This is a genomic window from Emticicia sp. TH156, from assembly GCF_002855535.1.
Taxonomy (GTDB): domain Bacteria; phylum Bacteroidota; class Bacteroidia; order Cytophagales; family Spirosomataceae; genus Emticicia; species Emticicia fluvialis.
The window spans coordinates 276,177-288,593 of sequence record NZ_PKRS01000001.1 but is presented as its reverse complement, the minus strand read 5'-3'; the positions used below and the strand labels follow the sequence as shown (position 1 = coordinate 288,593).

Genomic DNA, 12,417 nt, shown 5'->3' with positions numbered 1-12,417 from the left:
CTTCTATCTGCCAACAATTATACAGATTTGCCAAAAAAGTACTACTATTTCTTTGCTTTGTTTAATTTATTTGTTTGTGCTTTAAATGGCTGGCCAGAGAATAAACATTTTGTACCAGATTACAAACCGGCATTTGTATCTTGCAGCAAAATTTGAAGTAATAAATGAACTGGCAAACGCTTTTTTCTAATAAACGCTTAGGCAAGGAAGACAAACCGGGGCAGGATATATTCCGTAATGATTACATGCGCGACTACGACCGTCTGATTTTCTCGTCGCAATTCAGGCGTTTGCAAAACAAAACGCAGGTATTTCCATTACCCGGAGCAGTTTTTGTACACAATCGCCTTACGCATAGTCTCGAGGTAGCATCTGTCGGGCGTTCGCTTGGCAAAGCCATTGGCGAAAAGATAGTTGCCAAATATGATGCCGGGCTAAGCCAGGAGGCAAAGGAGTTTTATAAATTTGAGCTGTCGGCAGTAGTGATGACGGCCTGTATTGCCCATGATATTGGTAACCCTCCGTTCGGGCATTCGGGTGAAGATGCCATCCGTACGTACTTTAAAGAACTGGACGAAGACAAACGTAAACTTCTTGAAGAAGGCCTGACAGAAAACCAGCTTAACGACTTCAGGAGTTTTGAGGGCAATGCCAATGCGTTCAGGATTCTGACCACCATTTTTAACCAAAGCAGCCTGAATCTTACCTATGCCACCCTGGCTTCGATAGTCAAGTATCCGTCTGATTCCACCTCAGGATTCAGAAAAGGCGGATTGATATCAACTAAAAAGTCAGGTTTTTTTGATTCTGAGAGTGATTTTTTTCGGCGTATTGCAACAGAACTGGGGCTTAACCGTTTAGACGACACGGCTCACATTTATGCCCGCCACCCATTTGTATTTCTGGTAGAAGCCGCAGACGATATCTGTTACAGAATTATTGATCTGGAAGATGCCCACCGCTTAGGAATTTTATCTACACATGAAGCCCGGCAACTGTTGGAGCCATTCTTTGAAAAACGGGAGGGAAAGCCTGATATAACCGAAACCGTAGACAACATTGAAGACGACAAACAGAAATTATCGTTCTTACGAGCAATGCTGATAGGACAGTTGACAAGTAAATGCACTGAAGTGTTTTTTGAACATGAAGAAGCATTACTGGCTGGTACCCTTAACAAACCTCTGATTGATTTGCTTGATGAAAAAACGATTGGCCTGATTAAGAAGATTGATGAGATATCAGTGAAAAAAATATATAACGATAAGTCAGTAATTGAGATTGAAATAGCGGGTTACCATGTAATAGGTGGTTTGCTGAAAGAGTTTGTATCGGCTGTGCTTTCGCCGGAGACGCCCAAGTCAAAAAAGCTGCTGAAGCTCATTCCGAAGCAATTTATGATTGGCAAAGAGAGAAGCCTTTACGAAAACCTGTTGGCGGTAGTAGATTTCATATCAGGCATGACAGACCTCTTCGCCATTGATTTGTACAGGAAAATTATGGGGATCCAGATACCTCAATTGTAGGTTGAAAGTAGAATATTGCAGATTATTTTTGTTATATTTGAAATAGGTTCTTCGTTTATGATTAAGTAATTAATATTTTTGATTATGACAGCTTCCAGTGCATTAATAACTTTGTTTAAAACTTTGTCTCGTCAGGAGCAAAGGAAAGTAGCAAAGTGGATAAAAGAGCATGAATCTAAATTACTGGATAGTGAAGAGGATGAAAGAAAAGAGTATGTCCAGTTATCAAATCAAGGCTTGAATCAGGCCTTTGGCGTAAATGAACCTGAGTATACTTTGGAGGATTGTATTGAAATAAACCCTGATTTCAACAATGAAACAAGGTGAGATTGTTCTGGCAAGTATTCCGCAGGCAGACGGACATATTAAGAACAGACCTATACTTTTGCTGAGAAAGCTACCCAAATATGATGATTTTCTGGTCTGTGGTATTTCAACACAGCTTCATCAGATAATTGAAAATTTTGATGAACTAATTCTTCCGAATTTAGAAAATCATTTGAAACAACCTTCCTTAATTCGGCTTACTTTTCTGGCAGTGATACCACAGGAACAAATCAGAGGAACTTTAGGAAAAATACCGGATGATAGACACCGAAAATTATTGAATCGACTGGCTGATTATTTGAAACAGCCATGAAATTATACTATTTCTTCTTCATAAATACATAACCAATACCCAGATTGGCCCTGAAAACACCAAGGTCAAACTTTTTATTGGCATAGGGAGATAGCTCAAAGATACCCTGAAACTGTGGCATTTTACTAAAAGGAGATACACGCACACCCAGATTCATAAAATAGCCTTCCAGTGGATTCCTGTTTTTGGGGTCGTCGTTCAGGTAATTCAAAAAATTGGCTTTTACCCCCGCACCAACGTAAAACCTGGCTTTATCATGTTTAATGACATTTACCATGGGCGATATCTCGGTGCTGAGCGAAGAAAAATAGGAGTTCATCTGAAACCGGAAGTCGGCCCATACGGGTTGATTAGGGTTGGATGCAATAGAAAAAACTGAGTTGAACGGGTAATATGTAAAAGCCTGCGAAAAGCCCCGGCTGGTGATTACAACAAAAACACTGATACAGAGTAGTTTCCTGAACATAAACTTACTTTTTATTTTAATGCCGCTAAGTTAAGAGAAAAAATCGTAGTACTCAGGCAACATTTTTAAGTAATAATGAATATCAGTTGGGTTCGTTGCTTAATTGATAGTTTTTAACAAAATTTGCGCAGGTAATATGTAAGGTATTATCTGTGGCATTCAAAAACAGACTTATGGGGTAATGACCGTACGTCATTTAAACAAAAGAGAAACACCATACTATTATTCAATGAAAGCCTACAAAACCTCACAGGGATTCGTTATTGAACACCAGAATCAGTACTTTCTTTCACGTCATCATGACTGGGATTTATTCATTAACCGCGAAAATCTGTTCTTCGAGCTGCTCCGTGAAATACAACTGCTTGAGCCGGTAAGTGAGTATCAATCGCTTATTGAAAATGGTTTACAGCCACCAATCCAGTCGCAGGAAGTATGGGCATCAGGAGTTACCTACCTCAGAAGCCGTGATGCCCGCATGGAAGAGTCTAAGAACTCTGGTGGAGATAACTTTTATGACAGAGTATATGACGCAGAGCGCCCCGAGCTGTTTTTTAAGTCTGCGCCTGGCCGTGTTGTTGGTTCCGGGCAAAAAGTACGTATACGCCGTGACTCTAAATGGAATGTGCCTGAGCCAGAGCTGACGCTGTTTATCAATTCTAAAGGACAGATCTCTGGTTACACCGTTGGTAACGATATGAGCTCAAGAGATATAGAGGGCGAAAACCCCTTGTATCTGCCACAGGCCAAATCATACGATAAAAGTGCTGCCATTGGGCCCTGCATTACCATACTTGACGAGCCCATTTCTTCAGATACGCAAATTAAACTTGAGATTGTTCGTTTCGGAATACCCTATTTTACCGATTCTGTGGCTATCAGCCGTATGAAGAGAAAACATACCGAATTGGCTGAATTTCTGTTCAGAGAAATGTCGTTTCCGTCTGGATGTTTCCTGATGACAGGCACCGGTATAGTACCGCCCGATGATTTCACTCTTGAAGTGGACGATGAAATACGTATTACTATTGAGGGAATCGGAACTTTAATTAACACAGTAGAAGTTAAGTAATTATTCAGATACAAAAAGAGCTTTACCTATAAGTAAAGCTCTTTGTTAAATACCCCTGCTATGCAACTTACTGGTAGAAATATTATTGGCTATGAATCTTTCTCTGAAGGAACAGTAGCCATTCAAGGAGTTAATCCGGCAACAGGCGAGGCCTTGTCTCCGCTTTTTTTTAAAGCCACTTTAGACGAGCTTGAGCTGGCCACTGAAAAAGCAGAAAAGGCTTTTCAGGTTTATCGAAAAAAATCAGGCTTTGAAAAAGCTAATTTTTTAGAAAAAATAGCTGAAGAAATTGAGAATCTGGGCGACACCCTGCTGGAAAGATACATGCTGGAGTCTGGCTTACCTAATGCAAGAGCCATGGGTGAAAGAGGCCGAACCGTTGGTCAGCTCAGGTTATATGCTCATTTGTTAAGAGAAGGCTCATGGGTTGATGCCCGCATTGATGCCGCTATGCCTGACCGTCAGCCGGCGCCCCGCCCCGATTTACGCTCAATGGAACGCCCTCTGGGTGTGGTTGGCGTTTTTGGAGCCAGTAATTTTCCACTGGCGTTTTCTGTAGCCGGGGGCGACACCACCTCGGCATTTGCAGCAGGTTGCTGTGTAATTGTGAAGGCGCATCCTGCCCACCTGGGTACTTCAGAGTTGGTAGGTCTGGCAGTGCAGAAAGCAGCGCAGGCAACAGGTATGCCTGACGGCGTTTTCTCTTTGTTATTTGATGACGGACACGAAATCGGGATGGCTTTGGTGAAACATCCGGTTATAAAAGCAGTAGGGTTTACCGGCTCGCTGAAGGGTGGTAAAGCGTTGTTTGATGCGGCGGTTCGTCGCCCTGAACCTATACCGGTATATGCCGAGATGGGAAGTGTAAACCCGGTTTTTGTTTTACCTAAGATTCTGGCAGAAAAAGGCCGTTCAATTGCCAACAGCTATCTGGCATCGGTAACGCTGGGGGTAGGGCAGTTCTGTACAAACCCTGGTATGCTGTTTCTGGAAAACAACCAGGATTTTATTGATGAAATTGAGAAAAATGCGCCGCATACACAAGGGGGCATTATGCTTACACCGGGTATAAAAGATGCCTATGTGAGAGGTACCGAGCACTCGAAGCAATTTACACAGGTAATGGGTGTAGGCAAAGCACCTGAAGGCTTTACCGCTGTTGAGCCTGTGTTTCTTCGCACCGATATTGCGTCGTTAAATGCCAAGCCGGAACTGGCAGAAGAGATATTCGGGCCAACCAGCCTTATTGTTGAAGCCAATACAAAAGAAGAAATTCTGATAGCTGCCAGTAATCTGGACGGCCACCTGACGGCTACTGTTCATGGTACGCCTGAGGATTTAATTGAATATTCTGACTTATTAGATATACTGGAGCAGAAAGTGGGTCGATTGATTATAAACGGATTCCCGACAGGGGTTGAGGTAAATCATGCCATGATACACGGAGGGCCTTTCCCTGCAACTACTGACTCGCGCTCTACTTCTGTAGGTACAAAAGCCATTACACGCTTTACGCGCCCGGTAAGCTTTCAGGATTTCCCTGATGAATTACTGCCGGATGAACTGAAAAGTGATAACCCTTTGAATATCTGGAGATTGGTAGAAGGAGAATGGAAGAAGTAATTATCTGAACAAAAAACACCGGAAGGGGCTGTTTCTGTAAAGAACAGCCCCTTTTTTCATATATCATGTTAAAAAGTCATCATCAAAACAGAAGTGCCGTTTAATAAAAATATCATTGTTTTGTTTTTTTTTATGTATAGCTTTATTAAGGCTAAGGCGCTAATGGATGTTTATTGCACTGAAAAGAATGATTGCATTAAAAAGTAAATCTTTTTTAAAACCTAATTAATAGAATCATGAACAATCTAGAAGGGGTTTGGTACAATGAACTTGGGTCAAAGATGACCCTTCAAGTTTCGGGAAGTAACATTTCAGGTACTTACGAGACAAAAGTCGGAGATGCCGAAGGCATGTATAGCTTAATCGGCCAGGTTGATGGCCAGACTGGCAATTGCATGGCTATTGGCTGGGTAGTGGTTTGGCAAAACGGGCTAATGAATTCAGATTCTGTTACAAGTTGGAGTGGGCAGTTTAGAACAGACTTCGGAGACCCAATGATTGTAACTACCTGGCTGCTGACTACAGAAACATCTATATCGAATGAATGGCAATCTACCATTGTAGGAAAGGATTATTTTACGAAAATTCTTGCCGAAGAAGATAAAATAACCGAAAATATTAAAAGAGGTGTTGTAAAATCTAACCCGTTTTAAGTATCACTTTCGGTGCTTATATGAAGAAAGCAAAAGAGTATACCAAAAATGTTAATTCTCTTACCATTACCTTTTGGCTGACATATCGGGTATTGTAGTTAGCCGGAGCAGGTTTTTGTTTTCAGAAAACTAATTTTTAAGTATACTCTTTCAAAATAATCAGTAGGATTTTTACTTAATCAAGCAATCCCATTACGTCTTCGGAGATACCGGTATTCACAAAACCGCCATCGTGGAAAAGGTTCTGCATGGTTACCATTTTGGTAAGGTCAGAGAAAAGCGTGATTACATAGTCTGCACAGGCATCAGCCGAGGCATTACCCAGCGGAGCAATTTTATCGGCAAAATCATAGAATTTATCAAAACCGCCAACACCAGTACCGGCAGTAGTTTTGGTTGGAGACTGCGACACCGTGTTTACACGTACATTCTTCAATTTGCCATAACGGTAGCCGTAGCTGCGTGCAATTGATTCTAACATGGCTTTTGCTTCTGCCATATCAGTATAGAACGGAAACGTGCGTTGTGCCGCCATGTAAGATAAAGCAACTACCGACCCCCACTCGTTGATAGCATCCATTTTTTCGGCTACCTGTAAGAATTTATGGAATGATAAGGCCGATACATCAACACTCTTCAGAAACCAGTCGTAGTTCAAATCGCCGTAGGCTTTTCCTTTGCGAATGTTTGGCGACATACCGATTGAGTGCAATACGAAGTCAACTTTACCACCTAGCACGTCCATTGATTTGGTGTAAAGATTTTCGATTTCTTCTACAACAGTAGCATCTGCAGGAATAATCTCGGCTTCGCAGGCTTCGGCCAGTTTCTTAATTTCGCCCATGCGCATAGCAATAGGAGCGTTGGTTAATACAATAGAAGCACCTTCTTCTTTTGCTTTCAGTGCCACTTTCCATGCGATAGATTTTTCGTCTAATGCGCCAGAAATAATTCCCTTTTTACCCTTTAGTAATCCGTATGCCATGATATGTAAGTTTAAATCTGAGTCCGTAGCATTCACTACGATAATGTCATAATAGTTTTTAGAGTGCCAAAGGTAGTTAATTTCAAAAAAAATAAAAAACCATCCCAATTTTTTGCGCACACAATACCGCAATAAAAAGAGCGTGTGTAGATGGATGAATATTATTTCAAAAGCTGGTTTGGCCTGTTTGTGGTGTTGTTTGTTTTCTTTACGTTAAATTCCTGCATGGGCTTTTTTAAGTGTCTCAATATCCAGCTTATCCATCTTTAGCATGGCGTTCATGGCTCTTTGTGCCTTTGCAGGGTCCGGGTCGCCCAGCAATTGACCGAGCACATCTGGTACTACCTGCCACGACAACCCGAATTTATCTACCAGCCAGCCACATCTGCTTGGCTTGCCACCGTTGGCTATCAGATTATCCCAGTAATAATCAATCTCTTCCTGGGTTTTGCAATCAATAAACATAGATATGGCCGGTGTAAATGCAAAATGTGGGCCACCATCCAGAGCCAGCAACACCTGTCCTTCCAGCTCAAATTTGGCATTCATAATTTTATCGCCTACTTTATTGGTGTAATGCACTTTGGTGTTTTTAAAAACCGAAGTGTACAATTCAATAGCTTCTGCAATGTTGCCATTGAACCATAAGAAAGGCGTTATTTTCTGCTCCTTTTCCATAGGTTTGGTTCTTTTTAGAATGATATTTTAAGCTGCCAGCATCATACCATCTGGCTATTAGTATTGCGGATTATAATAAAAGGGTCATGCTTTGTCTGTTGGATGCCGGCAGTTATCTCTGTAACTGCATATATGATTAAGGCTTTCTCCCACTTGCAACTCAAAATACTTTGGTTTTTTTGGTAACACCGTTCTATACATTTTAAAGTTAACCATTTGGTTGGCAAAAACATAATAGTTTCTAAAAGAGGTAGTTGGGGAATTTGTGGTTATTGGCATTTAATAGTGTTTATCAGAGTTTTGCCACAATAGTGGCCAAATAAAAAACCGTCCTCCAAGCGGAAGACGGTTTTTTGGTTCTTAGTTATTGATTATTTGAGCTTTAAAAAATATATTTATTCTCCTCAATCATGGCTTCGGCCACTCTGCGGCGCGCAGCTTTGAGGTTAAATGGTTCAATCTTGGTAAATCGTTTCAGACCCATCAGCATTACTCGCAGCTCATCGGCTTCAGCAAAAGACGCAATGGCTTCTTTGCCTGCAATGTTTACTTTGTTTACGGCTTCGTGCAGATAAATAAGAGCCATATCTTTTTGCAGTGCCACGTTAGCTTCTCCTTTAACGCCAATCAATTTCTCAACTCTTAACAATATTGACTCAGCCACATAAATTTCAATGGCCATATCTGCCAGGTTCATTAGTATTTCCTGTTCTTCAGACAACGACATCATGAATTTTTGCACGGCTGCACCTGCTACCATCAGCGCTGCTTTTTTCAGGTTTTTCAACACTTTCTTTTCAACGGCAAATACGCTTTCGTCGTCGGCGCCACCAAAATCAGGCACAGACATAATTTCTTTGGCAACGGCCATTGCGGGGGTCATCAGGTCTATCTCGCCTTTCAACGCACGTTTCAAAAGCATGTCAATAATCAACATACGGTTGATTTCGTTGGTGCCTTCAAAAATCCGGTTGATACGCGCATCTCTGTAAGCTCGCTCCATAGGTGCATCGGCCGAATAACCCATACCGCCATACACCTGCAGGCTTTCGTCAACGGTATAATCCAGCACTTCAGAGCTGTGCACTTTCATAATAGCACACTCAATAGAGAACTGCTCCAGTGCTTTCAGCTTGGCTTCGGCATCTGTTAAGCCCTGGGCTTTCAGGTCTTCTATGGCGTCGTCAATGTTTTGTCCGGCTCTGTAGTTGGCAGACTCCGAGGCAAAAATGCGTGTAGCCATTTCGGCCAGTTTATATTTAATAGCGCCAAATGTGGCAATAGAAACACCAAATTGCTTGCGCTCGTTGGCGTAGTTAATAGCATGGCCAAGAGAGCCTTTAGACCCGCCTATTACGGCTATGCCCAGTTTAATACGCCCAACGTTGAGTATGTTTACTGCTATTTTGAAACCATTACCGCGAGACGACAACATGTTTTCAACAGGTACATGGCAATCGTTAAAGAAAATCTGGCGGGTGTCTGAGCCTTTAATGCCCAGCTTGTGCTCTGGTTCGTTCATGGTAATGCCACCGAACGATTTCTCAATAATGAATGCCGTCAGGTTTTTGTCATCATCAATTTTGGCAAAGACAATGAATAAATCGGCGAAACCGCCGTTGGTTATCCACATCTTTTGTCCGTTAATGATATAGTGTTTGCCATCTGCCGACAAAGCTGCTTTGGTTTTGCCAGAGTTGGCATCAGACCCTGAATCCGGCTCTGTTAAGCAATAAGCGGCTTTCCATTCGCCTGTAGCTAGTAACGGGAGATATTTAGCTTTTTGTTCTTCGTTTCCGTAATATACTATAGGTAAGGTACCAATACCTGTATGGGCCGACTGCGCAACTGAAAACGAGTGGCCTTGCCCCAGTGCTTCTGCTACCAGCATTGAGGTATTAAAACTCATGCCAAACCCGCCGTATTCTTCCGGCACGGCAGTACCCAACAAACCCAATTCACCCGCTTTGGTCATGAGAGATGACATCAACTCCGGCGACTTGGCATTGTCAATTTCGTTCAGCCGTGGGTGGATTTCTGTACGCAAGAAATCGCGACAGGTGTCGGCAATCAATTTTTGTTCTTCTGAAAACTCTTCCGGAATAAAAATCTGATGTGCTTCCACATCTTTTATCAGGAATTCTCCTCCTTTAATTGATGCTTTATTTTCAGTTGCTAACATAGTATTATGAGTTGAAATTCGTCTTTTGAAAATGCAGGCGCATTGTTATGCGCGCATACTGTTACAAAGATAATATTTTTTGAAAATATTATGCAAGCATACTATTAGTTTTTTTTAACCGGTCCCGTTAAGGTTTTGTTACTGCTAAAAGAGGTATAGAGGGCCGATGTTTTACCGGGCAGTGTATTTGTTGCTTTTGTAGAAGCAGAACAGGTCTACGGGCAAATCAGTAGCGTGCCAGTAAAGTTATTATCTGTTCCTTCCTTTTTCGTTGGGGTATAATTGGGGCAGGGGGTCACTTTGCCAGAATTGCTTGGTGTCGGCATCTAATATACTAAGGCTACCCCAGAACGCCGCCCCGGTGTCTATGTTCCAAACATTGCAGCCGTTCATAGGTACGGTTGTGTCATAGTTCAGGGTTGGGGTATGCCCAATGTATATTTCATCAAATATCAAAAGCCTTTTAGGAAACAGTTTTGAGTCTTTCCTGATGTGCTTATCCATCGTCAGCGCCATTTCCCAAAGGGTTCTGTCCCAGTTAAAATTAGATGGGTGGAACTCCTGCATCGGCCCGTGCATAGAAGTAAACCCGGCGTGTATAAATAGGCGGTTGTTTTCGTCGATATGATACATCTTCATGCGTTCAAAAAAATTCAGATGTTCCAGCCGTTCTGCATCATTTATTGATTCATAGCTTTTCACTGTCAGAAAACCACCGTGAAAGCCCCAAACTTTATCCCATTCTTTTTCGCGCAGCCACTCTTCGCACCAAACATCATGATTCCCCTTCACAAAAACGCAATTCCGGGTTTCGTTAAGCTCTATCATAAACTGTATTACCTGTGCCGACTCGCTCCAGCCATCTACATAGTCACCCAGAAATACGAGGGTGTCATCTTTACTCACAGCGGCACGTTCCATAACCTGCTTTAATGCTTTCAGCCCGCCATGTATATCGCCAACAACTAGTGTACGTGGTTTCATAGTACTCAATCTGCAGAAAGGTTGCACCCGTTTAACAATTAAGAACCATTCAATTAAAAGATTGTTTCAGTCAGACACTTGAATTAGTTCATATCAGGGCAGTTGGCAAAGAAAACTGAAAAAAGCATAAGAGGCAAAATCCCCGGTAAACTTATGGCATTTAATGCCTTTTATTACCACCAGTTTTGCCATTTGCCCGGGTTTAATAGCCTAAGTTTTGTAAGAATGGCTTTAATGAAGACCCCTCAGCTCTTCAGCTGTGCGTATGTACCACTTGTATCGTACTACGTATAGCATCAACGGCTTTCAGGCAGCTTTTAATTGCGCCAGAATATGAGTTTTTATTATCAGACAAAACTACTTAAAGGAGTATCTGGAAAAGAAAACTTGTCTTAACAACTATTTTTGCATTTTTCCTTGACAATGTGGTATATTCTTTGTTGCTTCGCAAAAGAAATTTTATTTGAGTTATTAAAAAAGGTTTACCATGACAGAGACATTAAACTTCGACGTGACCACAGTAGCTGAAAGCAGGATACATCAGCTTGACCCCAATAATATTCAGTTTGGCTCACTCTTTACAGACCACATGCTCGTAGCCGACTATATAAACGGCGCGTGGCAGACACCAAAAATTTTACCTTATGGCGATATCAGCTATAATCCGGCGCTTGCAGTGCTGCATTACGGACAAGCCATTTTTGAAGGTATGAAGGCTTTCAAGAATGATAATGACGAAGTTTTGATGTTCCGTCCGCAGGAAAACTGGAAACGTTTCAATATTTCGGCAGAACGTATGTGTATGGCACAGGTACCTGAAGATATATTTGTAGGCGGGTTGGAAGAGTTGTTGCGTTTAGATGCGGCCTGGGTTCCTAAAGGTGAAGATAACTCTTTGTACCTACGTCCGTTTATGTTCTCTAGTGATGTTTACCTGGGTGTTCGCCCTTCTCAGAGCTACCGGTTCATGATTATTATGAGCCCTGCCGGTAAATACTACTCTACACCGCCAAAAGTGAAAGTAGAGACCGAGTTTATCCGTGCTGCTCCGGGTGGTGTGGGTTATGCCAAATGTGCAGGTAACTACGCAGCCTCTTTGTATCCGGCTAAGTTGGCGCAGGAGCAAGGCTATACCCAATTGTTATGGACAGATGCCATTGAACACAAGTATTTTGAGGAGTCTGGCACGATGAACGTGATGTTTGTGATTGATGGCAAACTGGTAACCCCTGCTGTAAGCAGCACAATTCTGAAAGGTATCACCCGCGATTCGCTGTTGCAATTGGCGAAATCGATGAATATTGAAGTTGAAGAAAGAAAAGTATCTGTAGATGAGGTAATTTCCGGTATAAAAAGCGGTAAGGTAACCGAGGTTTTTGGCGCCGGTACAGCGGTTGTGGTTTCTCCGTTTGCAGCTATTGGCTACAATGGTGAAGATTACGATTTACCTGCCATAACCGAATCGTCGGTTTCTTCTAAACTGAAAAATGCTTTGAATGATTTACGCACAGGTAAAGTAGAAGATACTTTTGGCTGGGTTTGGAAAGTAAATGGTTGATTATAGCAAATTACTTAATGTATGATATGGGCGACCGGGCAACCGGTCGC

12 protein-coding genes are annotated in these 12,417 nt (G+C 42.1%); 7 read left to right on the top strand and 5 right to left on the bottom strand.

What is annotated here, in order from left to right:
• The first annotated feature begins 164 nt into the window (after nucleotides 1-164).
• From C0V77_RS01235 to C0V77_RS01225, 3 genes are all read left to right on the top strand, one after another.
• Nucleotides 165-1,526 (top strand): deoxyguanosinetriphosphate triphosphohydrolase, encoded by a 1,362-nt coding sequence (locus C0V77_RS01235; protein ID WP_101724489.1) that lies wholly within the window; start codon nucleotides 165-167, stop codon nucleotides 1,524-1,526.
• Between the two features lie 84 nt (nucleotides 1,527-1,610).
• The gene (locus C0V77_RS01230) at nucleotides 1,611-1,853 is read left to right on the top strand and encodes a hypothetical protein (protein ID WP_101724488.1); all 243 of its coding nucleotides are present in this window, start codon (nucleotides 1,611-1,613) and stop codon (nucleotides 1,851-1,853) included.
• Entirely contained in the window at nucleotides 1,840-2,166 is a 327-nt protein-coding gene (locus C0V77_RS01225; RefSeq protein ID WP_101724487.1) for a type II toxin-antitoxin system PemK/MazF family toxin, read from the top strand. Before C0V77_RS01230 ends, C0V77_RS01225 begins: the two co-directional genes overlap by 14 nt.
• 7 nt (nucleotides 2,167-2,173) lie before the next feature.
• On the opposite strand, the gene C0V77_RS01220 is transcribed toward C0V77_RS01225, so the two are convergent.
• The gene (locus C0V77_RS01220; RefSeq protein ID WP_101724486.1) at nucleotides 2,174-2,632 is read right to left on the bottom strand and encodes a hypothetical protein; all 459 of its coding nucleotides are present in this window, start codon (nucleotides 2,630-2,632) and stop codon (nucleotides 2,174-2,176) included.
• Between the two features lie 229 nt (nucleotides 2,633-2,861).
• Between C0V77_RS01220 and C0V77_RS01215 the strand changes: the two genes are divergently transcribed.
• From C0V77_RS01215 to C0V77_RS01205, 3 genes are all read left to right on the top strand, one after another.
• Entirely contained in the window at nucleotides 2,862-3,704 is an 843-nt protein-coding gene (locus C0V77_RS01215; protein ID WP_101724485.1) for a fumarylacetoacetate hydrolase family protein, read from the top strand.
• 60 nt (nucleotides 3,705-3,764) lie between these two features.
• Nucleotides 3,765-5,327 carry an aldehyde dehydrogenase (NADP(+)) gene (locus C0V77_RS01210; RefSeq protein ID WP_101724484.1) on the top strand — a complete coding sequence of 521 codons (1,563 nt, stop codon included), beginning with the start codon at nucleotides 3,765-3,767 and terminating at the stop codon, nucleotides 5,325-5,327.
• Nucleotides 5,328-5,563: 236 nt separating this feature from the next.
• A complete protein-coding gene (locus C0V77_RS01205) occupies nucleotides 5,564-5,980 on the top strand; it encodes an avidin/streptavidin family protein (protein WP_101724483.1) in 417 nt (138 codons plus the stop codon).
• Nucleotides 5,981-6,155: 175 nt separating this feature from the next.
• Here C0V77_RS01205 and C0V77_RS01200 read toward each other — a convergent pair whose 3' ends face one another.
• From C0V77_RS01200 to C0V77_RS01185, 4 genes are all read right to left on the bottom strand, one after another.
• Entirely contained in the window at nucleotides 6,156-6,965 is an 810-nt protein-coding gene (locus tag C0V77_RS01200) for an enoyl-ACP reductase (RefSeq protein WP_101725013.1), read from the bottom strand.
• A 213-nt stretch (nucleotides 6,966-7,178) separates the two neighbouring features.
• Nucleotides 7,179-7,643, bottom strand: coding sequence for a VOC family protein (locus tag C0V77_RS01195; RefSeq protein ID WP_101724482.1), 465 nt, complete (start codon nucleotides 7,641-7,643; stop codon nucleotides 7,179-7,181).
• Nucleotides 7,644-8,025: 382 nt separating this feature from the next.
• The gene (locus C0V77_RS01190; protein ID WP_101724481.1) at nucleotides 8,026-9,825 is read right to left on the bottom strand and encodes an acyl-CoA dehydrogenase family protein; all 1,800 of its coding nucleotides are present in this window, start codon (nucleotides 9,823-9,825) and stop codon (nucleotides 8,026-8,028) included.
• Nucleotides 9,826-10,074: 249 nt separating this feature from the next.
• A complete protein-coding gene (locus C0V77_RS01185) occupies nucleotides 10,075-10,809 on the bottom strand; it encodes a metallophosphoesterase family protein (protein ID WP_101724480.1) in 735 nt (244 codons plus the stop codon).
• A gap of 487 nt (nucleotides 10,810-11,296) precedes the next feature.
• Between C0V77_RS01185 and C0V77_RS01180 the strand changes: the two genes are divergently transcribed.
• Nucleotides 11,297-12,367 (top strand): branched-chain amino acid aminotransferase, encoded by a 1,071-nt coding sequence (locus tag C0V77_RS01180; protein ID WP_101724479.1) that lies wholly within the window; start codon nucleotides 11,297-11,299, stop codon nucleotides 12,365-12,367.
• Nucleotides 12,368-12,417: the final 50 nt, after the last annotated feature.